16 protein-coding genes are annotated in these 20,368 nt (G+C 66.6%); 8 read left to right on the top strand and 8 right to left on the bottom strand.

Annotation, left to right across the window (positions count from 1 at the left end):
* The first annotated feature begins 25 nt into the window (after positions 1–25).
* Positions 26–1,246, top strand: a complete 1,221-nt coding sequence (gene serB, locus GJV37_RS23165) for a phosphoserine phosphatase SerB (protein WP_024764311.1) — start codon at positions 26–28, stop codon at positions 1,244–1,246.
* Positions 1,247–1,327: 81 nt separating this feature from the next.
* Here the strand turns inward: serB and GJV37_RS23160 are convergent, their stop codons facing one another.
* The 6 genes from GJV37_RS23160 to GJV37_RS23135 all read right to left on the bottom strand — a co-directional run bounded on the left by GJV37_RS23160 (position 1,328) and on the right by GJV37_RS23135 (position 9,795).
* A complete protein-coding gene (locus GJV37_RS23160) occupies positions 1,328–3,412 on the bottom strand; it encodes an EAL domain-containing response regulator (protein ID WP_084358628.1) in 2,085 nt (694 codons plus the stop codon).
* Positions 3,413–3,477: 65 nt separating this feature from the next.
* Positions 3,478–5,286 (bottom strand): molecular chaperone, encoded by a 1,809-nt coding sequence (locus GJV37_RS23155; RefSeq protein WP_170858874.1) that lies wholly within the window; start codon positions 5,284–5,286, stop codon positions 3,478–3,480.
* Between the two features lie 128 nt (positions 5,287–5,414).
* The gene (locus GJV37_RS23150) at positions 5,415–6,392 is read right to left on the bottom strand and encodes an HPP family protein (protein WP_170858875.1); all 978 of its coding nucleotides are present in this window, start codon (positions 6,390–6,392) and stop codon (positions 5,415–5,417) included.
* Positions 6,393–6,468: 76 nt separating this feature from the next.
* Entirely contained in the window at positions 6,469–7,338 is an 870-nt protein-coding gene (asd, locus tag GJV37_RS23145) for an archaetidylserine decarboxylase (RefSeq protein ID WP_024764314.1), read from the bottom strand.
* A 3-nt stretch (positions 7,339–7,341) separates the two neighbouring features.
* Positions 7,342–8,157 carry a thiosulfate sulfurtransferase gene (rhdA, locus tag GJV37_RS23140; RefSeq protein ID WP_024764315.1) on the bottom strand — a complete coding sequence of 272 codons (816 nt, stop codon included), beginning with the start codon at positions 8,155–8,157 and terminating at the stop codon, positions 7,342–7,344.
* 114 nt (positions 8,158–8,271) lie between these two features.
* Entirely contained in the window at positions 8,272–9,795 is a 1,524-nt protein-coding gene (locus tag GJV37_RS23135; RefSeq protein WP_170858876.1) for an HDOD domain-containing protein, read from the bottom strand.
* Positions 9,796–9,915: 120 nt separating this feature from the next.
* Here GJV37_RS23135 and motA point away from each other — a divergent pair, with 120 nt between their 5' ends.
* Positions 9,916–10,767 carry a flagellar motor stator protein MotA gene (gene motA, locus GJV37_RS23130; protein ID WP_024764317.1) on the top strand — a complete coding sequence of 284 codons (852 nt, stop codon included), beginning with the start codon at positions 9,916–9,918 and terminating at the stop codon, positions 10,765–10,767.
* Positions 10,768–10,782: 15 nt separating this feature from the next.
* Entirely contained in the window at positions 10,783–11,850 is a 1,068-nt protein-coding gene (gene motB / locus GJV37_RS23125; protein ID WP_024764318.1) for a flagellar motor protein MotB, read from the top strand.
* Between the two features lie 134 nt (positions 11,851–11,984).
* Here motB and rsgA read toward each other — a convergent pair whose 3' ends face one another.
* Positions 11,985–13,016: a small ribosomal subunit biogenesis GTPase RsgA gene (rsgA, locus tag GJV37_RS23120; RefSeq protein ID WP_065085567.1), complete on the bottom strand. Its 1,032-nt coding sequence runs from the start codon at positions 13,014–13,016 to the stop codon at positions 11,985–11,987.
* A gap of 89 nt (positions 13,017–13,105) precedes the next feature.
* Here rsgA and orn point away from each other — a divergent pair, with 89 nt between their 5' ends.
* The gene (gene orn, locus GJV37_RS23115) at positions 13,106–13,648 is read left to right on the top strand and encodes an oligoribonuclease (RefSeq protein WP_024764319.1); all 543 of its coding nucleotides are present in this window, start codon (positions 13,106–13,108) and stop codon (positions 13,646–13,648) included.
* A 105-nt stretch (positions 13,649–13,753) separates the two neighbouring features.
* Here orn and queG read toward each other — a convergent pair whose 3' ends face one another.
* Positions 13,754–14,815, bottom strand: coding sequence for a tRNA epoxyqueuosine(34) reductase QueG (queG, locus tag GJV37_RS23110; RefSeq protein ID WP_170858877.1), 1,062 nt, complete (start codon positions 14,813–14,815; stop codon positions 13,754–13,756).
* A 245-nt stretch (positions 14,816–15,060) separates the two neighbouring features.
* Between queG and GJV37_RS23105 the strand changes: the two genes are divergently transcribed.
* Genes GJV37_RS23105 through mutL form a run of 4 tightly spaced genes read left to right on the top strand, consistent with a single transcriptional unit; the run spans position 15,061 to position 20,348 of the window.
* Positions 15,061–16,557: an NAD(P)H-hydrate dehydratase gene (locus tag GJV37_RS23105; protein WP_170858878.1), complete on the top strand. Its 1,497-nt coding sequence runs from the start codon at positions 15,061–15,063 to the stop codon at positions 16,555–16,557.
* A complete protein-coding gene (tsaE, locus tag GJV37_RS23100; RefSeq protein ID WP_037012078.1) occupies positions 16,545–17,012 on the top strand; it encodes a tRNA (adenosine(37)-N6)-threonylcarbamoyltransferase complex ATPase subunit type 1 TsaE in 468 nt (155 codons plus the stop codon). Before GJV37_RS23105 ends, tsaE begins: the two co-directional genes overlap by 13 nt.
* Before the next feature lie 7 nt (positions 17,013–17,019).
* Complete coding sequence (amiB, locus tag GJV37_RS23095) at positions 17,020–18,450, top strand: N-acetylmuramoyl-L-alanine amidase AmiB (protein WP_083196183.1); 1,431 nt, start codon at positions 17,020–17,022, stop codon at positions 18,448–18,450.
* Positions 18,447–20,348 carry a DNA mismatch repair endonuclease MutL gene (mutL, locus tag GJV37_RS23090; RefSeq protein WP_193452970.1) on the top strand — a complete coding sequence of 634 codons (1,902 nt, stop codon included), beginning with the start codon at positions 18,447–18,449 and terminating at the stop codon, positions 20,346–20,348. The genes amiB and mutL overlap by 4 nt, the downstream gene beginning before the upstream one ends.
* Positions 20,349–20,368: the final 20 nt, after the last annotated feature.

Genomic DNA, 20,368 nt, shown 5'->3' with positions numbered 1-20,368 from the left:
TTTTTTCCATGGCGGAGACAGCGCCTTGCGCGAGATCGTCCTGATCAACATCACCGGGGAAGACCGCCCCGGCCTCACCGCAGCCATCACCGGCGTCCTGGCGCAGGGTGGCGTGAACATCCTCGATATCGGCCAGGCGGTGATTCACGACACGCTGTCCTTCGGCATCCTCGTGGAAATCCCGGACAACGAGCGCGCTTCGTCAGTGCTCAAGGATGTGCTGTTCACGGCCTACGAGCTGGACCAGCAGGTGCGCTTCACACCGGTCTCCGAGGACGATTACCGGCAGTGGGTCGGTGGCCAGGGCAAGCCGCGCCACATTGTCACCCTGCTGACTCGCCGGGTGACCGCCGAGCAGTTGCAGCGGGTCAGCTCGATCACTGCCAAGTACGGCCTGAACATCGACCAGATCGATCGCCTGTCCGGACGTATGCCGCTGGACATGCCGGCGGACCAGGGCAAGGGCTGCATCGAGTTCTCCGTGCGCGGCGAGCCCGCGGATCCGGCAGCCCTGCGCGCCGAGTTCCTCAGCGTGGCCCAGGAGCTGAACGTCGACATCGCCTTCCAGCAGGACTCGGTGTTCCGCCGCAACCGTCGCCTGGCGGTGTTCGACATGGACTCGACGCTGATCGAGGCCGAGGTCATCGACGAGCTGGCCAAGGCGGCCGGCGTGGGCGAGCAGGTTTCCGAAATCACCGAGCGCGCCATGCGCGGCGAGCTGGACTTCCGCGCCAGCTTCAAGGAGCGCCTGGCGTTGCTGCAGGGGCTCTCCGAGGATGTGCTGGAAGAGATCGGCGCTTCGCTGCGCCTGACCGAAGGTGCCGAAACCCTGTTCGCCGAGCTCAAGCGCCTGGGCTACAAGACGGCCATCCTCTCCGGCGGCTTCAGTTATTTCGCCAAGCAGCTGCAGGCCAAGCTGGGCATCGACTATGTGTTCGCCAACGAATTGCAGATCGTCGACGGCAAGCTGACCGGCGTGGCCATCGAGCCCATCGTTGACGCCCAGCGCAAGGCCGACCTGCTGCGCGAACTGGCGGCGAAGGAAGGCCTGCAGCTGGAACAGACGATTGCCGTGGGCGATGGTGCCAACGACCTGCCGATGCTCGGCCTGGCCGGCCTGGGCGTGGCCTTCCGCGCCAAGCCACTGGTCAAGCAGTCGGCCAAGCAGGCGATCTCCACCCTGGGGCTGGACGGCATCCTCTACCTGCTCGGCTTCCGTGATCGCGAAGGTGTGGACGGACTCTGATTTGCCGCAGCATGAAAAAGCCGCCTCGATGGGCGGCTTTTTTATGGGCTTCCGGCTGCTTTTTGTAGGTTCCGCTCCGGGTTACTCGTCCGAGGCGAAGTCGTAGTCCATCGCCTGGCTCGGGCCCTGCAGGTAGCGGCCCTGGATGTAGTTGGCGCCGGCCTGCCACAGGGTGGCCAGGGCGGTGGCGCTTTCCACCATGGGGACGATGGTCAGCTTGGCCTGGGCGTGCAGGCTGGCCATCAGGGTCTTGAGGTTTTCCTGGTTCTCCGCCGTGTTCAGGTCCTGCACATAGGAGCCGTCGACCTTCACGAAGTCGACGTTCATGTGCTTGAGCGTGTTGAACGGGTTGAGTGCGCAACCGAACTGGCACAGCGCGATCTGGCAATGCAGTTCCGCCAGGCCCTGGCTGAGCACCTTGGCCTGGCGCAGGTAGGCGATGGCGTCCGGTTCGCTGATCTGGACGATCAGCGCATCGGCCGGCAGGCGCGAGGCCTTCAGCGCCACGCTCAGCCACGGCAGCAGTTCGGGGTCCTGCAGGCTGGGGCCGGAGAGGTGCACGAAGAGCTTGGTCTCGTGACCCTTGGCGCGGTGTTCGGAGAGCAGCTTGATGGAGTTGAGCAGCACCCAGCGGTCGATCTTCTCGGCCAGGCCGCTGGCCTTGGCGGCGTTGAGGAAATCTGCCGGCGGTACTTCCTCGCCCTGCGGGTTGAGCAGGCGCAGCAGTACTTCGTAGTGCTCGTGGGTATCTCCACGCAGGCTGATGATCGGCTGGAACAGCAGGCGGAAGCTGTTCTGCTCCAGCGCCTGGCGGATGATCGCGACGATGTCGCCACGGTAGGCGGCAGCGGCGAGTTCATCGGCCGGGTTGTAGATCTTCAGGCCGTTGCCGTCCTTCTGTGCGACGTCGTCGGCGCCACGGTGGGCGCGCTCGATGACTTCCTGGGCGCGGGTGGTCTTCTCGTCCAGCCCGGCGGTGCCGATGGACAGGGTGACCTGTGCGGTGCGGCCATGGATGTCGAACAGATGGCCTTCGACCTTCTTCAGCAGCGCGTTGAAGCGCGGCGCCGATTGTTCCGGGGTTTCGCCCTGCAGCAGCACGGCGAACACATCGTCGCCCAGGCGGGCCAGTTGCGCCTGCTCCGGGAACTGCCCGCGCAGCAGGTTGCCCAGGTCCGCCAGCAGCAGGTCGATGCTGGCAACGCCGAGGTCGAGCTGGAGGGTCTGGGCGCGATCCAGCAGCATGTAGGCGAAGGTCGCCGGCTGGCCGGCGGTTACCGCACGCTCCACGGCGCTGTCCATCAGGTCGAGGAAGTGGGCGCGGTTGAACAGGCCGGTGACCAGGTCCTGACTGCTGACTTCGCGCAGTTTTTCCTCGAGTTGGGCGTTGTCCGATTCGGCGCGTATCACCACCTGGATGCAGGGTTCGCCGTCATAGGTGGCCGGCGAGAAGGTCATGCGCGCGGCGAAGGCCTGGCCATCGCTGCGGATGCCGCTGCAGGCCAGGTCGGCGTTGTCCTCGGTGCTTTCCTTGGTGAGATGGTAACCCTTGAGGAAGTCCTTGAAGTTGGCCTGGTCGCAGCCGGCGATCAGGTCGATCATCGGCATGCCTTCCAGCTCCTCGGCATCCTCGTAGCCGAACAGGCCGACGTAGGCCCGGTTGGCGTAGATGTGCATGCCGTCGTGGACGTAGGTGATGGCGTCCACCGAGCTGTCCAGCAGCAACTGGCAACGTTTCTCTGCTTCACGCAGCGCGACTTCGGCGGAGCGGCGGGCGCGGCGCTCCTCGAGGTTGGCCAGCTCGCGGTTGGCGACCAGGATCAGCCGCTCGTCCTCGCCTTGCGGCAGGGCATCCTGCGCGCCGAGGGCCAGGGCCTCGGTGACGGCGTCGGAGTCGTTGCCGCTGACCAACTGGATAAAGGGAATGTCCTTGGCCTGGCGGCGAATGCTGCCCAGCGCTTCGCTCGGGTCCAGCGCCTCGGCCTCGGGGGCGGCGATCAGCAGGTCCCAGCCCTGGGGCAGGATGTCCGTCAGATCTTCGCTGGAGGTGATGCGGTGGACGCGGGTCGCGCGACCGGCATTGCGAAACAGGCTGACCAGGCGCTCGGCTTCGTTCTGCGAGTCTTCCAGGATCAGCAGGCGGATGGTTTTCTTTTCATTGGCCATGAGGAAGGCTGCTTATACCGCGCTGGACGGCAGCAAATTGGCGACGAATGGGAATTCTCCGGAATCTACAGAGACTTCCATAGTGAGTCAAAGTCTTCCTCCCCGCCAGCACCTCGAGCATTCGGTGCTGTGATGGGCTTATCGCTCGACGGGCCGGCAGCATCCTGCGCCTGGTATTCGAACTGGGTGAAGCTGGCGGTGGCGGTGACCTTGCGGGTCAACGTGGCACGTCGTTCGTCACCGTGCAGGTTGAGCTGCACGCGGTTGCCTTCCTGGAAGGGCAGGCGAGGAGTAATGACGGTCGCCGGGCGGGAGATGGCGGCGATTTCCGGCAGCAGCAGCGCCCGCAGGTACTGGCTGCCCTGTTCGGTCTTGCGCAGCAGTTGCAGGCCGCAGGGCTGGGCGAGCGGGGCGATCAGCTCAATGCCCATCTGCGTGCCGCCGCCGCGGACCTGGCGGATCCAGCGCACCACCGCGACGCTCCAGCTGTGCTCCGGGGTGTCCTGGATGCCGAGCAGTTCGCCGGCCTGCAACTGGCTGGGAATTTCCTTTGGCCAGGTCAGGCAGTAGCCACCGGGGCTGTGGTTGACGATGGCCAGGTTGAAGACTGGATAGTCGTCGCGCGGATTTTCCGGTGCGGCGCCAACGCCCGTGTCGTCGACGGTGCGTGGCGCGGTGTATTCGATTTCCTCCAGCGGCATGCCGGGCTGCCAGTCGTTGAGTTTCTGCGCATCGAAGGCGCCGGACCAGGCGTCGTTGACCTCTGCCTTGAAGCTGGGCACCTGTTCCTGCACCTGGATCTTCAGGACGTCGGCAAAGCTGCGACGGCCGGCGAGGAAGTAGTGCAGGGCGCTCATGCCGATACAGAGGGTCAAATGACCATGGCCGGGCGTACGGTTGAAGGTGCGTTCGGCGATGTCGCCCCAGGCGGCGGCGAGGTGCTGTAGCAGATCGATGCTGACGCCGTCCGGGACTTTCAGGCGCGCCTTGGCGCGATCCTCGGCCGGCAGCAGGAGGTATTCGCGGATCAGGTCCACCAGCGGCTGCGGGTCGATGCCCAGCGCGCCGGTGAGATCGCTTTCCTTGAACAGCGTGCGATAGCGCGGCGGGCCGTCCACCTGCGGCACCACCACGAACAGGGTGGAAGGCGCGTCGGCGGCCTGCACTCTGATCTGCGCCGCCCAGCCTTCGAGCACTTCGGCGACGCGTGCGATGTTGTTCTGGCGCATCTGGTTGCAGCGCGCAGAGCCGAGCATCAGCGCAGTCACATAGGCGTGCTCGATGGACAGCCCCTGGGACTGGCGGGCCAGCGCATCGCGCACCGGCGTGTGCTGCAAGCCGTGCCGGCGAGCGAGCTGGTAGAGCTGGTGGAGTTCCAGCCACAGGTTTTCCGGCACCGGGCAGTACAGCTGGGACGCTCGTACCAGCGGCCCGCAGAGGCTGCGGATGGCGCGCTGGGTGGCCGCGGTCATCACCTGGGCGCGTTCGCGGGTGAAGCGCGAGGCTTCGCGTACGACAATCAGCTTGTAGCCGATGGCCAGATGGTTCTGCAGCGCCTGGCAGAGGTTGGCGACCTTGCGCGGGCGCTCGTCCAGGACGATGGATTGGTTGAGGAAGTGCCGCTCCAGGTTGTGGCAGACGAAGTGGACTTCCGGGCGGAACAGTTCCAGTAATTGCAGGCGAGTCTCGACCGGCAGTTTGAGCTGGTTGAGTTCGATCAGCCCCTGGTAGAGCTGACGAGCCGTTTCCCCGAGATTGGCCTTGGGCAGGTGATCCAGCCAGTTTTTCAGCTCGCGCGCATTGGCGTTGCAGAAGCTCAGGCTCTCGTGCGTTGGTGTGGGGACACGTAGAAACTGCTGGGGACTGTTGTCCATGGTGAGAGTCGATTCTCCACAACCCGGCTCGTTGTACGAACCAGTTGTTCATAACTGTCGGCTTTTTCCGAACTCTAGCAGCATCCGCCGCCCGCCGCAGCCCATCGCCCGGATGGTGCGCGGACAGGTCACGGCCGAGGGGATTGCCCCTTGATCTGACGTTGCAGGGCGTCCTTCGCCGAGTCCTGCGCCGTGCTGCGCACCCAGCCGTCGCCCTGGGCCGTCACCGGGTAGGCCGCCCAGTCGAGCAGGTCCTGACGGCGGCAGACGCCAGTGTTGCCTTTGCCGGCGCCGGCGACCACCTTGTAGACCAGCTGATCCTGGCGGCTGCGCTTGTCCGGGTGGTCGTCGATCACCTGGCGCACGGCCCAGGCGTTGCCGCTCAGGGCGTTGCTGTAGCTGGCGCCGAGCAGGATGTCTTCGGGCGTCAGGCGCTGCGCCTGGGCGTGTTCCTGGGCCAGCTGGAGAATCTTCAGCAGGTCGTCGAACTGCACGTCGATGTACGAATCCATCTTGCGCAGCGCGTGATACAGGTCCTCCGGTGCCGGCCCCGCGGGCAGCTTCGGCGTGACTGGCAGGCGTGCCAGCGGTGCGGGGTAGCGGCGCCAGGCGAACAGGCCGTTGAAGGCCACCGCCACGGCGAGGATCAGCACGACGTTGAGCAGCACCGGGCTGAGCACGTAGTGGAAGCCCTGGGCCGTGATGGCCGGACCGCCGGATACTGCCGCCAGTGCCGTGGCGCCGCCCGGGGGGTGGATGCAGCGGGCGTAGTGCATGACCAGGATTGCAGCGCCCACCGCGAGGGCGGGGGTGAAGGCCTGGCCGGGGAGGAGCTTCTGGCAGATCACCCCGACGCAGGCCGAGAGAACCTGGCCACCCAGAACAGCCCAGGGTTGCGAGAGCACGCCATGAGGTACAGCGAACAGCAGCACGGCGCTGGCGCCCATGGAGGCGACGACCCAGATGGCCGCTTCGCTGGGTAGCACCCAGTGGGTGACGGCGTAGATGGCGGCGATGCCGCACAGCGCTCCGGTTGCGGAGAGCCACTTTTCAAGATGGCTGGTGGCATTGGCACGCCAGCCCATCAGGTGCAGGAAGCGTTTCATGGCAGGGAACTGGCACGATGAGGCGAAAAGCAGTGGTGGGCGGCTCGTTGGCCGCCCGCCTTATGGACAGCGGACTTCAGCCCTGGCGTGCGCCACCCAGGCGCTCGCCCATGCGCACGGCGCTGGTGGCGGCGAGGTTTTGCGCCCAGCTCACCTGCTCGGGACCGAACAGCACGATGGCGGTCGAACCCAGCTTGAAGCGGCCCAGCTCGGCGCCTTTCTCCAGGTGGATCGGCGCACGGGAGGCTTCGTCGTAGGAGAACGATTTCAGCTCACGCTTGGGCGGTGTGACCAGGCCGGCCCAGACGGTCTCGATGGAAGCGACGATCATCGCGCCGACCAGCACCACGGCCATTGGCCCGCGCTCGGTGTCGAAGATGCACACCACGCGCTCGTTGCGGGCGAAGAGTTCCGGCACCTGCTCGGCGGTCAGCTGGTTTACCGAGAACAGGCGGCCCGGCACGTAGACCATCTCGCGCAGGGTGCCGGCCAGCGGCATGTGCACGCGGTGGTAGTCCTTGGGCGACAGGTAGACGGTGGCGAAGTCGCCGCCCATGAAGGGCGCGGCGCGCTCGGCGTCGCCGCCCAGCAGTTCCATCAGGCTGTAGCTGTGGCCCTTGGCCTGGAACACGCGGCCATGCTCGATCGGGCCGAGCTGGCTGATGGCGCCGTCGGCGGGGCAGAGCACCGCGCCTGCGCTTTCGTCCAGCGGACGCGCGCCCTCTTTCAGGGCGCGGGTGAAGAAGGCGTTGAAGTGTTCATAGGCGCGCAGGTCCTCGACCTGGGCTTCGCGCATATCCACCTGGTAGCGACGGGCGAACCAGGGAATCAGGCGGTCCTTGAACCAGGGCGCGCGGCATTCGGCGGCGCAGCCGATCAGGCGCGACAGCAGGTGATGCGGCAGCAGGTACTGGCTGAGGATGAACAGACGATCTTTGAACGACATTCCTTAAACCTCTACGGGGGTGTCGGGATGGTTGCCCCATTCCGACCAGGAACCGGCATAGCCCTTGACCCGCGGATAGCCGAGGGCCTTGGCCACCAGGTAGGTGAAGCCGGAGCGGTGGTGGGTCTGGCAGTGGGTGATCACTTCCTTGTCCTTGGTGATGCCCAGGTCCTCGAGGATCTGCGGCATATCGGTGCGGATGCGCAGCGCGCGGGCCGGATCCATGCCGGCGGTCCATTCGAAATTGACCGCGCCGGGCACGTGGCCGGCCTTGGCGGCGAGAACCTTCTGGCCGCTGTACTCGCTGGGATTGCGGGCGTCCCAGACGGCCAGGTCGGCTGCGCCCAGGCGGCTCTGCAGGTACTCGCGGGTGGCGGTCGGCTCGTCGTGCAGGGTCAGCGGCAGCGGGCCGCCGACCGGCGCCGGAACGTCCTCGCTCAAGGGCAGGCCGTCGGCAAGCCAGGCGTGCAGGCCGCCGTCGACGTAGTGGTAGTTGCCGTGGCCGATCACATCCAGTAGCCAGATGAAGCGACCGGCCCAGCCGCCGCCTTCGTCGTCGTAGACCACGTAGACGGCATCGGGGTGGTGGCCCAATTCGCCGAACAGCGCTTCCAGGTCGGCCTTGGCCGGCAGCAGGCCCGGGGCCGGCGTGCCGCCCATCTGGGTGCGCGCAGGAGCGACGAAGCGGGCGCCGGGGATGTGGCCCTGGGCGTAGCGCGCGGCACTGGTCAGGTCGACCAGGATCAGTTCCGGAGCATCGAGACGGCTGGCGAGGTCAGCCGGTTCGATCACCAGGGGCAGGGCGGAGAAGGCGGACATGGCGGAGACTCCCGGCGAAAAGGGTGGGGGAGGCAACGTGAGCGCGTGCCCTGGGCTACCCCGTGAGGGCGGTTAGTTTAAAGGGCAGAAGGCGGGGAGCAAACCTTTCCCGGATCACGAGCCCCGCGCCATCTGCTTCACCGCGTGCTCGATACACTGCACGGTGCGGCCGAAGGCCTGCGCGTGCAGGTCTGCCAGCGGCTGCCCGAGGCGGTCGCAGACGACCAGCATGACCACCCGCGCGCCATTGCCCAGCGAGCGCAGCAGCAGGTGTTCACTGGGTAGCAGCGCCTTCAGCGAGCCGGGAATCAGCGCCGAGAACTCGGCCATGTTGGTCGGGCTCAGGCGCAGTTGTCCGGGTTGTTGCAGGAGTTTGCGCAGCACCGGGCTGGCGGCGACTTCCAGCTTGAAGTCGCCGAGCTCGCCGTCCAGGCCGAAGTGGCGGCGCGCCTGCAACCAGCTGCCGCCCTTGTCGGCCAGCAGGATCATCCCGCGTTGCAGCCCGCAGGCCTGCAAGGCAGCCGTGGCACAGTCGAGCAGTTGCACGGCGTTGCCGAACGGGCTGGGCGTCTGCATCAGGCGGGTGCAGTGCTGACGCCATTCGACGAGGGTGTCCGGCGCCTTGGCCGGCTCCTCGGCCTTCGGCCCGTTGAGCCAGCGGCGCGCATCCCAGGGCCAGAGCAACGCCTGCGCCGGGTGCCAGAGCAGCGGGCGGGCGTGGTGGCGGGCGCTCTGCGCGGCGAGGCCGTGGACGGTCTGCTGCAATTCTTCCAGCGGCATCTGCAGATAGAGGCTGGTCAGGCGCTGCCAGCGCAGCATGTGCACGCCACCCCAGGACTGGTGTGCGGCCATGGCGATGCTGTTGGCCAGGAGGATGGTGTTGGCCGGGCGGGTCAGCCAGCGTTGCAGTTCCGGATCGGCGTCCAGGCGCTGCTGCTGGCCCAGCGGCTCGTGTTCGGTGTGGGCGACGTGCAGGGCGCGCACCAGCAGGCGCTTGTCGTCGCTGAGCAGGGCGTAGCCCTGGCCGACCCAGTCCGGCAGCCGCCAACTGTCGGCCAGCGCGCGGCACAAGGGCAGCAGGGGAGTGCCGAGCAACTCCTCTTCGACTTCGCTGCTGCAGCGGCCCAGGCCGTAGACCTGGCGCTGCCAGCTCTCCATCAGCTCCGGTTTCGCGGTGGCCAGCGCCCACAGCGGCGCAAGGGTGAACAGGCTGCCCCAGTGGATTTCCTGCCAGAGTCGCGCCAGGCGGTTGGCGAACAGGCCGCTGGCCTGCTGCATGGCATGGCGGCTGATCAGCAGCAGTTGGCTCAGGGCTCGCGGCATCTGCGCCTCGGGCATCGCGGGCAGGCTGTCGAGCAATTGAGTGACGCGGGATAAGCCCAGGCGGTTGAGGGCGACCTCCAGGCTTTCCGCCGGATTGTCCCTGGCGCTCTGTGCGCGGTTGGCTTCGCGCAGGATGGCAAAGGCCAGGGTCGGCGCGTCCTGCAGCAGTTCGGCGATATCGCGGATCGAGCGGCGGCTGTCGTTCAGCGCCCGGCGAATGTCATCGCGCTGTTCCAGCGGAACGGGCAAAGGCAGGTCTTCCAGCTGGGTTAGCCAGGCCTTGAGACGCTCTGGATGAAGCAATTGCTTAGACATGCGTGAGGCGCCGAACTGGTTTTTAGTGTTTTCGGCCTATAGTCTTGCCCGAAATCTCCGATAACAACAGGGAGGCGGGAATCATGCCTCCATTCTGTTAACAGTTTCAGTCCGGTCCCCATGGCAAAAATCATCGGCATCATCGTCATTCTGGGTAGCGTGCTCGGCGGCTACATGCTCTCCGGCGGCAAGATCGCGGCCATCATTCAGCCGTTCGAAGTGCTGATCATCGGCGGCGCCGCGCTGGGCGCCTTCCTCCAGGCCAACCCTGGCAGCACCTTCATGACCGTACTGAAGAAGGCGCCGAAGATGTTCGGCAACCGCTTCACCCATACCTTCTACCTGGAGGTGCTGGGCATGCTCTACGAGGTGCTCAACAAGAGCCGCCGCGAAGGCATGATGGCGATCGAGGCCGACGTCGAGGACCCGGCTGCCAGCCCGATCTTCAGCAAGTACCCCGCGGTGCTCAGGGACGACCGCATGACGGCCTACATCTGCGACTACCTGCGCATCATGTCTTCCGGCAACATGGCGCCCCACGAGTTGGAAGGCCTGTTCGACATGGAACTGGGCAGTCTCAAGGAAGACCTCGAGCACCCCGCCCATGCAGTGACCCGCGTCGCCGACGCCCTGCCGGGCTTCGGTATCGTCGCCGCGGTACTGGGCATCGTGATCACCATGGCGCTGCTCGGCCAGGGCAGCCAGGCGGAGATCGGCCACCACGTCGCCGCGGCGCTGGTGGGTACCTTCCTCGGTATCCTCGCCGCGTACGGTTTTGTCGGCCCGCTGTCCAACGCGCTGGAGCACGACGCCAAGGAAGAGCTGAACCTCTACGAAGCGATCAAGGCCTGCCTGGTGGCTTCGGCTTCCGGCATGCCGCCCTCGCTGGCCGTGGAGTTTGGCCGCAAGGTGCTGCTGCCGGCGCACCGTCCGAGCTTCAGCGAGCTGGAGCAGGCCGTTCGCGGTCGCTGATGGGTCGCCTGACGCATGGATAACAATCAGCCGATCATCGTCAAACGCGTCAAGCGCTATGCCGCTGGCCACCACGGCGGCGGCTGGAAGATCGCCTTCGCCGACTTTGCCACCGCCATGATGGCGTTCTTCCTCGTGCTCTGGCTGCTGTCCTCGGCCACGCCCGAGCAGAAGAAGGCCATCTCCGGTTACTTCCAGGACCCCATCGGCTTCACCGAGAGTGCCAGCCCCTACGTCATCGACCTGGGCGGCACGCCGACGCCGGCGCCGGACAAGACGCTGAACCCGCAGATCCAGGCCCAGCCGGATGCCGACGAGACGCGCATCAACCCGGACGAGAACGCCAAGATCAACGAGCAGCAGGCCGAGGACGTCGCCGAGAAGGTCGAGAAGGAGCGCCTGGAGTTGCTGCTGCAGGAACTGCAGAACAAGGTCGACGAGAACCCGACGCTCAAGCGCTTCAAGGACCAGATCCTCTTCGAGATCACCCAGGACGGCCTGCGTATCCAGATTGTCGATTCGGACAACCGGCCGATGTTCGACCTGGGCAGCGCGCGTTTGCAGTCCTATTTCGAGGACATCCTGCTGGCGCTGGCCGAGACCATCAAGCAGGTGCCGAACAAGATCAGCATCAGTGGCCACACCGACGCCAAGCCCTACGCCGGCAATGGCGACTTCGGCAACTGGGAGCTTTCGGCCAACCGCGCCAACGCGGCGCGGCGCGCGCTGGAAGCCGGCGGCTACCCGGAAGACCAGATCGCCCGCGTGGTGGGCTACGCCTCTTCGGCGCTGTTCGACCGCGACCAGCCGCTGAATCCAGTGAACCGTCGGATCGACATCATCGTCCTGACCAAGAAGGCCCAGCGCGCCATCGAGGGGCAGGACGGCGGCAGCGACAAGCCGGTCGATGGCGCAGTCCCGGCTGCCCCGGGCGCCGCCACACCGGCAGCGCCCAATGGCGCACCGGCCAAGCCAGCGAGCGGCCAGGGCGACCCTGTGCCGCCGGACCAGCTCAAGCAGAAGCTCAACCTGTTCGACGACGGCGGTACGCTGAAACTCGACGAGTTGAACAAGCAGCAGTAGGAAACGAAGAAGGCCAGCTGAACAGCTGGCCTTCTTCGTTGCGCTTCATGCCATTGATTTGCTGAGGCGTGCTCGCTCCTACTGGTCCGTGCAACATCGGTGCGGCGGATAACGCTTGAGGCGTTATCCGCCAATCAATATTCGTCTTGCGGCAGGCTCGCGAGGATGTGCCGGTAGCTGGCCATCCGTTGCGGCGAAACACGCCCGTCTTCCAGCGCCTTGAGCAGCGCACAGCCCGGTTCGCGATCGTGCTTGCAGTCGCGGAAGCGGCAGTGGCCGAGCAGGTCGTGGAACTCGATGAAGCCGGCTTCGACATCGTCACGGCTGACATGGCCGAGGCCGAATTCGCGGATGCCGGGGGAGTCGATCAGGTCGCCGCCGGCGGGGAAGTGGAACAGCCGCGCGGTGGTGGTGGTGTGGGTGCCCTTGCCGGTGACTTCCGAGAGATCACCGACGCGGGTGTCGACGCCGGGCAGCAATGCGTTCACCAGCGACGACTTGCCTACGCCGGACTGTCCGACGAACACGCTGACGTGCTCGTTCAGCGCGGCACGAAGGGCGTCCAGCGCCAGGCCGTTGAAGGCGGAAACCTCCAGCAGCGGATAACCCAGCTCGCGGTAGGTGCCCAGCAGCGAATCGAGGAAGGGTGCGTTTTCCTCGTCGATCAGGTCGGCCTTGTTCAGCAACAGCAGCGGCTTGATGCCGGCGTGCTCGGCGGCCACCAGGTAGCGGTCGATCAGGTTGGCGTGGGGTTCCGGGCGCGGGGCGAAGACGATCACGATGCGATCGACGTTGGCCGCCACCGGCTTGAGCACGCCGCGCATGTCCGGGCGACGCAGCTCGGACGTTCGCGGCAATTGCGCGACGATTACCCCGATGCCCTGGTTGCCGGGGCGCCACACCACCTGGTCGCCGGTCACCAGCGGGGGCAGGTTGGCGCGCAGGTGGCAGCGGAACACCTGGCCGGCGTGGTCGCCTTCCTGGGCCTCGACTTCCACCTGCACCCCGAAGTGGGCAATCACCTGGCCGGTCTGCTCCGGGCCGAGGTCGCCGCCTTCCAATTCTTCCAGGGCGCGTGACTCACGCTTCGCCGCGCGCGAAGCGCGTTCTTCCTGGACTTTTTCGATCCGCCAGCTCTGCCGGCGGGTGAGGTGACGCTTGGCCATAGGGTATCCACAGGGAAAATCGCGCCGCAGTTTAGCATGCGCGCGTCCGCTTCCCGCTAAACTAGGGGGCTGAGCTGAGGAGCCCCATCATGCAGAACCCGCAGAACCTGATCTGGATCGACCTGGAAATGACCGGGCTGGACCCGGACAAGGACGTCATCATCGAGATGGCGACCATCGTCACCGACAGCGACCTGAACATCCTCGAGGAAGGCCCGGTGATCGCCGTGCACCAGAGTGAGGAGCTGCTCGCCGGCATGGACGAGTGGAATACCCGTCAGCACGGCCAATCCGGCCTGACCCAGCGCGTGCGTGAAAGCACCATCTCCGCCGCCGAAGCCGAAGCGATGACCATCGCCTTCCTGGAAAAGTGGGTGCCCAAGCGCAGCTCGCCGATCTGCGGCAACAGCATCTGCCAGGACCGCCGCTTCCTCTACCGCCACATGCCGAAGCTGGAAGGCTACTTCCACTACCGCAACCTGGACGTTTCCACCCTCAAGGAACTGGCAGCGCGCTGGGCGCCTTCGGTGCGGGATGGCTTCAAGAAGGGCAACACCCACCTGGCGCTGGACGACATCCGCGAGTCGATCGCCGAGCTGCGCTACTACCGCGAGCACTTCATCAAAGTCTGAGCCGATGGCTCTTTGTAGGGGCGAGCTTGCTCGCGAACTGATTCCGTCGCGGGGCTTGGTTTGCGAGCGGGTACCATGCGTCCCCCTCGCTCCTACACGTCTCCTTCAGGCGCAGTGCCGGCCCAGCGCCCACGCCACATGCTCGCGCACCAGCTCCGACGGGAACTCCTGTCGTGCCCGCAGCGCCTCGATCACCGGGATGGTCGATGGCGCATTGCCCAATCCCACGGCCAGGTTGCGCAGCCAGCGCTCGTAGCCCGCTCGTCGCAATGGCGAACCCTCGGTGCGGCTGAGGAATTCCTCTTCCGTCCACAGGAACAGCTCCGCCAGCGCGGCGTTGTCCAGGCTGTGGCGCGGTTGGAAGTCGCCCTGGTCGGTGGCGCGGGCGAAACGGTTCCACGGGCAGACCATCTGGCAGTCATCGCAGCCGAATACACGGTTGCCGATCAGCGGGCGCAGGTCTTCGGGGATCGGGCCCTTCAATTCGATGGTCAGGTAGGAAATACAGCGCCGTGCATCCAGCACATAGGGCGCCACGAAAGCGGCGGTGGGGCAGATGTCCATGCAGGCCGAGCAGCGCCCGCAGTGCTCCGTGCCGTGCGGCTCATCCACCGGCAGCGGCAGGTCGGTGAACAGCTCGCCGAGGAAGAAGTAGCTGCCGGCCTTGCGGTTCAGCACCAGGGTGTTCTTGCCGATCCACCCCAGACCCGATTGCTCGGCGATGGCCTTCTCCAGCACCGGTGCGCTGTCGACGAAGGCGCGGAAGCCGAACGGTCCGGCCTGCTGCTGGATGCGTTCGGCCAGTTGCTGCAGACGCTTGCGGATGAGCTTGTGGTAATCGCGGCCCAGGGCGTAGCGCGAGACATAGGCCCTCTCCGGATCGCCCAGGACCTGCGCCATGCGCGTGTCGCCGGGCAGGTAGTCCATGCGCAGCGATACGACCCGTAGCGTGCCGGGCACCAGTTCGTCGGGCCGCCAGCGCTTGCTGCCATGGGCGCCCATGTAGTCCATCTCGCCGTGGTAGCCCGCATCCAGCCAGCGCTGCAGGTGGGTGCCGTGTTCCTCGAGGTCGAGCCCGCTGATGCCGACCTGCTGGAAGCCGAGTTCGCGCCCCCAGTCCTTGATGGAGCGGGCGAGGTCGGCGTAGTCGAGCGTTGAATCGTGCATGGAAGGCGGGAAACCGAAGTCCGGGTGCGTATAATTCTGCCAGACCTGGCCGGCGTCGGCCCGTCCGTACGCCAATAGCCGCTCAAAATCTGCTGCGCGTCGGCAGAGCTGCGTTAAAAACAGACGCGGAATGCTCATTTACAGCAGTAAACTGCGCTCCCTCGTCTGTTTTTGCCTTGCTCTGCTCTAGCTCGCGAGCTTTTGAACAGGCGCTCAGGCGACACATTCTGCCGCCCGGAACAGCGATGACTGCCCACGACGATCTGCCCCTGAATCTGTACAGCGCCCAGCAGGTGCGCGACCTCGATGCGCGCCTGATCGCGGCCAGCACGCCCGGCTTCGAGCTGATGCGCCGCGCCGCCCATGCCGCCTGGCGCGCCCTGCGTCGCCAGTGGCCGGATGCCGGCGAGGTTACCGTGCTGGCCGGCCACGGCAACAATGCCGGCGACGGCTACCTGATTGCCGCTCTGGCCCTGCGCGCCGGCTGGCGCGTACGCGTGCTCGCAGTGGGCGATGCCTCCCGCCTCTCTGGCGATGCCGCCTCGGCCCATGGCGAGGCGCGCGCGGTCGGCGTGGATGTCCAGGCCTGGAGCGACCGCGCCGAACTGCGGGGTGTGCTGGTGGATGCGCTGCTGGGCACCGGCCTCGGCGGCGAGGTGCGCGAGCCCTATGCCTCGGCCATCGCGGCGATCAACGCCAGCGGCCTGCCGGTCCTGGCCGTGGACATCCCTTCCGGCCTCAGCGCCGATACCGGACAAGTGCTGGGCTGCGCGGTGAGCGCCGATCTGACGGTGACCTTCATTGGCCTCAAGCTTGGCCTGTTTACTGCTCAGGGGCCCGACCAGTGCGGCGAGCTGGTATTCGACGGGCTCGATGCCGATCCTGCGCTGCTTCCCGAAAGCAGCCTGGCGCGCCGGCTCGCTGCAGCTTCCCTGCCCTGCCTCGCAGCGCGCCCCAAGGCTGCGCACAAGGGCCTGTTCGGCCATGCGCTGGTGATCGGCGGCGACACCGGCATGGGCGGCGCCGTTCTGCTGGCGGCGGAGAGCGCGCTACGCTGCGGTGCCGGGCTGGTTTCCCTGGCGACCCGCGCAGTCCACGTGCCCGCTGCGCTGGCTCGTCGCCCCGAACTGATGGCACGCGGCGTCTCCTCTTCCGCAGAGCTGCTGCGCCTCGCCGAGCGGGCCGATGTGCTGGTGGTCGGCCCTGGTGTCGGTCGTGACGCCTGGGGGCGCGTACTGGTCAGCGCCGCAGCGAGTCTGGAGCGCCGACAGGTGTGGGACGCCGATGCGCTCAATCTGCTGGCCGAAGAGCGGGTGGCCCGCCCGTCCGGCGACTGGGTGATCACTCCCCATCCCGCCGAAGCGGCGCGCCTGCTGGGAATCTCCACCGCGGAGGTTCAGGCGGATCGCCCCAAGGCTGCTCTCGCACTGGCGCAGCGCTATCAGGCGGTGGTCGTGCTCAAGGGCGTCGGCAGCCTGATCGCGTCCCCGGATGGCCGGCTCGCGCTGTGCGATCACGGTCATCCAGCCATGGCGGGCGCCGGGCTGGGTGACGTGCTTTCCGGCATCCTCGGTGCGCTGCTGGCGCAGGGGTTGCCTGCATTCGATGCCGCTTGCCTGGCGGTCTGGCTGCACGCGCGCGCCGGCGAGTCGCTCGGCGCGCAAGGTCGCGGCCTGGCCGCCGCCGATCTGATTCCTGCCGTTCGTCAGCTGCTCGAGGAGTTGTGCCCATGCCTGAACTGAATCTGTTCGCCGATGGCGAAGAGGCCATGGTCGATCTTGGTCGGCGGATCGCCGAGGCGACCGGCGGGCGCGGAGTGATCTATCTGCATGGCGACCTGGGGGCGGGCAAGACCACGCTGTCGCGCGGCATCCTGCGGGGATTGGGCCACGGTGGAGCGGTCAAGAGTCCGACCTTCACCCTGGTCGAGCCCTACGAAATCGGCGATCTGCGCGCCTTCCACTTCGATCTCTATCGCCTTGCCGATCCGGAGGAACTGGAGTTCCTCGGCATCCGCGACTACTTCGAGGGCGATGCGTTGTGCCTGATCGAGTGGGCGGAGCGTGGCAAAGGCATTTTGCCAAAGGCCGACATGGACATTACCATTGTTCCGCATGCGGGCGGACGCATGCTGCGCCTCGACCCGCACGGAACACGGGGCGAAGCCTGGTGTGCCGCCCTGGCCACGGGAGCATAGAAAAAAGATGGGTTGGGGGTTGCGCCTTCGGGCGTTGTTTATCGGGGTGTCCGTTCTGCTGGCATTCGTTGCCGGTGAGGTTTCTGCCGCCACGCAAATCAAGAGCGTGCGCATCTGGCGCGCGCCGGACAACACGCGTCTGGTGTTCGATCTGTCCGGCCCTGTGCAGCACAGTCTGTTCACCCTGAGCGCACCCAACCGTATCGTCGTCGACATCAACGGCGCACAGATGTCCGCCGCCCTCGACAAGCTCAAACTCGGCAATACCCCGATCACCGCGATGCGCTCCGCCCAGCGCTCGCCCACCGACCTGCGCCTGGTGCTGGACCTGAAGAACCAGGTCACGCCCAAGAGCTTCGTGCTGCCGCCGAACCAGCAGTACGGCAACCGCCTGGTCGTCGACCTCTATGACCAGGGCGCCGACATTGCCCCGGACGTCCCGGCGACCCCGACCCCCAGCGTGCCCGCCACGCCGGTCAGCCCCGCCCAGTCGGTGGCCAAGATTCCCGCGCCCAGCAGTGGCGGCAAGCGTGACGTGGTGATCGCCATCGACGCCGGTCACGGCGGTGAAGACCCTGGTGCCCTCGGCCCGAATGGTCTGCACGAGAAGAACATCACGCTGTCGATCGCCCGCGAACTGCAGCGGCAGATCAACCAGATGAAAGGCTTCCGCGCCGAACTGACGCGCACCGGCGACTACTTCATCCCGCTGCGCAACCGCACCGTGATCGCCCGCAAGAAGGGCGCGGACCTGTTCGTTTCGATCCACGCCGACGCCGCGCCCAGCCGCAGCGCCTTCGGTGCCTCGGTATTCGCCCTGTCCGACCGTGGCGCTACCTCCGAGACCGCGCGCTGGCTGGCCGACACGGAAAACCGCTCCGACCTCATCGGCGGTGACGGCGGCGTGAACCTCGACGACAAGGACAAGATGCTCGCCGGCGTGCTGCTCGACCTGTCGATGACCGCCACCATGTCCTCCAGCCTGGACGTCGGCCACAAGGTGCTGACCAGCGTCGGCCGCGTCACCCCGCTGCACAAGCGCCGTGTGGAGCAGGCCGGCTTCATGGTGCTGAAGTCCCCGGACATCCCGTCGATCCTGGTGGAAACCGGGTTCATCTCCAACCCGAACGAATCGGCCAAGCTCGCCAGCGGCTCGCACCAGCAGGCCCTGGCGCGCTCCATCGCCGCTGGCGTGCGTCAGTACTTCGTGCAGACCCCGCCGCCGGGCACCTACATCGCCTCGCTGCGCGACGGCGGCCAGTTGGCTTCCGGTCCGCGTGAATACGTCGTGCGCAGTGGCGACAGCCTGGCGATGGTTGCCAGCCGCTTCGATGTCAGCACGGCCTCGATCCGCAGCGCCAACTCGCTCAAGAGCGACGAGCTGAAGATCGGTCAGGTGCTGAAGATCCCGGGCACCTCCCTGGCGTCGCAGCAATGAGTGACGTTCGCCGAATCCAGCTGCTGACTCCGCGGCTGGCGAACCAGATCGCTGCCGGCGAAGTGGTCGAGCGGCCCGCCTCGGTCATCAAGGAACTGCTGGAGAACTGCCTGGACGCCGGTGCCAAGCGCATCGACATCGAGGTCGAACAGGGCGGCGTCAAGCTGCTGCGCGTACGTGACGATGGCAGCGGCATCCCGGCCGACGACCTGCCCCTGGCGCTGGCGCGCCACGCCACCAGCAAGATTCGCGAGTTGGAAGACCTGGAGCGGGTGATGAGCCTGGGCTTCCGCGGCGAGGCGCTGGCTTCGATCAGCTCCGTCTCGCGTCTGACCCTGACCTCCCGCACCGCCGATGCCGAGCAGGCCTGGCAGGTGGAGGTCGAAGGCCGCGACATGGAGTCCACCGTGAAGCCGGCGGCACACCCGGTGGGCACCAGCATCGAGGTGCGCGACCTGTTCTTCAACACCCCGGCGCGACGCAAGTTTCTGCGCGCCGAGAAGACCGAATTCGATCATCTGCAGGAAGTCATCAAGCGTCTGGCGCTGGCGCGCTTCGACGTGGCATTCCATCTGCGCCATAACGGCAAGACCATCCTCTCGCTGCATGAAGCCAAGGACGAAGCTTCCCGTGCCCGCCGCGTCGGCGCCGTGTGCAGCGCTGGTTTCCTTGAACAGGCCCTGCCCATCGAAGTGGAGCGCAACGGCCTGCACCTGTGGGGCTGGGTCGGTCTGCCGACCTTCTCCCGCAGCCAGCCGGACCTGCAGTACTTCTACGTGAACGGCCGCATGGTGCGCGACAAGCTGGTCGCCCACGCCGTGCGCCAGGCCTATCGTGACGTGCTGTACAACGGCCGGCATCCGACCTTCGTGCTGTTCTTCGAAGTCGATCCCGCGGTGGTGGACGTCAATGTCCACCCGACCAAGCACGAAGTGCGCTTCCGCGACAGTCGCATGGTCCACGACTTCCTCTACGGCACCCTGCACCGGGCGCTGGCGGAAGTACGCCCCGACGACCAGTTGGCTCCGCCGGGCGCCACCACCCTGACTGCGCCGCGCCCCACGGGTGCGGAGGCCGGCGAGTTCGGTCCGCAGGGCGAGATGCGCCTGTCCGAGACCGTGCTGGAGGCTCCGGCCGCCGCGCGTGCCTGGCAGCCCAGCCCATCTTCCGGCGGATCCGGTGGCGGTGGCTTCAGCTACCAGCCGACGCGCCCGGAAATACCGCCGATCCAGGAGGCCCAGGGCGCCTACCAGGCCTATTTTGCTCCGCTGCCCGACCAGGCGCCGCAGGCGTTGCCGGAAAGCAGCCAGGATGTGCCGCCGCTGGGCTATGCCCTGGCGCAGCTCAAGGGTATCTACATCCTTTCGGAGAACGCCCACGGCCTGGTGCTGGTGGATATGCACGCGGCCCACGAGCGCATCATGTATGAGCGCCTGAAGACCGCCATGGCCAGCGAAGGCCTGCGTGGTCAGCCCCTGCTGGTGCCTGAATCCATCGCTGTCAGCGAGCGTGAGGCGGACTGCGCGGAGGAGCATGGCAGCTGGTTCTCCAAGCTCGGCTTCGAACTGCAACGGCTCGGTCCGGAGACCCTGGCGATCCGCCAGGTTCCCGCGCTGCTCAAGCAGGCCGAGGCCACCCAGTTGGTGCGCGACGTGCTCGCCGACCTGCTGGAGTACGGCACCAGCGACCGTATCCAGGCGCACCTCAACGAGCTGCTCGGCACCATGGCCTGCCACGGCGCCGTGCGCGCCAATCGCCGCCTGACGCTGCCGGAGATGAACGGCCTGCTGCGCGACATGGAAGTGACCGAGCGCAGCGGCCAGTGCAACCACGGCCGGCCGACCTGGACACAACTGGGGCTCGACGAGCTGGACAAGCTGTTCCTGCGCGGACGTTGATTTCCGTAAGGTTGCGTTCA

The sequence above is a fragment of the Pseudomonas nitroreducens genome, assembly GCF_010994165.1.
Classification (GTDB): domain Bacteria; phylum Pseudomonadota; class Gammaproteobacteria; order Pseudomonadales; family Pseudomonadaceae; genus Pseudomonas; species Pseudomonas nitroreducens.
This window is presented reverse-complemented; position numbering and strand designations above follow the sequence as displayed.

Excerpts from the sequence above, each read along its gene's own strand:
- GJV37_RS23160 (WP_084358628.1), bottom strand. The coding sequence starts at position 3,412 with ATGGCCAATGAAAAGAAAACCATCCGCCTGCTGATCCTGGAAGACTCG.
- GJV37_RS23155 (WP_170858874.1), bottom strand. The coding sequence starts at position 5,286 with ATGGACAACAGTCCCCAGCAGTTTCTACGTGTCCCCACACCAACGCAC.
- GJV37_RS23150 (WP_170858875.1), bottom strand. The coding sequence starts at position 6,392 with ATGAAACGCTTCCTGCACCTGATGGGCTGGCGTGCCAATGCCACCAGC.
- asd (WP_024764314.1), bottom strand. The coding sequence starts at position 7,338 with ATGTCGTTCAAAGATCGTCTGTTCATCCTCAGCCAGTACCTGCTGCCG.
- rhdA (WP_024764315.1), bottom strand. The coding sequence starts at position 8,157 with ATGTCCGCCTTCTCCGCCCTGCCCCTGGTGATCGAACCGGCTGACCTC.
- GJV37_RS23135 (WP_170858876.1), bottom strand. The coding sequence starts at position 9,795 with ATGTCTAAGCAATTGCTTCATCCAGAGCGTCTCAAGGCCTGGCTAACC.
- motA (WP_024764317.1), top strand. The coding sequence starts at position 9,916 with ATGGCAAAAATCATCGGCATCATCGTCATTCTGGGTAGCGTGCTCGGC.
- motB (WP_024764318.1), top strand. The coding sequence starts at position 10,783 with ATGGATAACAATCAGCCGATCATCGTCAAACGCGTCAAGCGCTATGCC.
- rsgA (WP_065085567.1), bottom strand. The coding sequence starts at position 13,016 with ATGGCCAAGCGTCACCTCACCCGCCGGCAGAGCTGGCGGATCGAAAAA.
- orn (WP_024764319.1), top strand. The coding sequence starts at position 13,106 with ATGCAGAACCCGCAGAACCTGATCTGGATCGACCTGGAAATGACCGGG.
- queG (WP_170858877.1), bottom strand. The coding sequence starts at position 14,815 with ATGCACGATTCAACGCTCGACTACGCCGACCTCGCCCGCTCCATCAAG.
- GJV37_RS23105 (WP_170858878.1), top strand. The coding sequence starts at position 15,061 with ATGACTGCCCACGACGATCTGCCCCTGAATCTGTACAGCGCCCAGCAG.
- tsaE (WP_037012078.1), top strand. The coding sequence starts at position 16,545 with ATGCCTGAACTGAATCTGTTCGCCGATGGCGAAGAGGCCATGGTCGAT.
- amiB (WP_083196183.1), top strand. The coding sequence starts at position 17,020 with ATGGGTTGGGGGTTGCGCCTTCGGGCGTTGTTTATCGGGGTGTCCGTT.
- mutL (WP_193452970.1), top strand. The coding sequence starts at position 18,447 with ATGAGTGACGTTCGCCGAATCCAGCTGCTGACTCCGCGGCTGGCGAAC.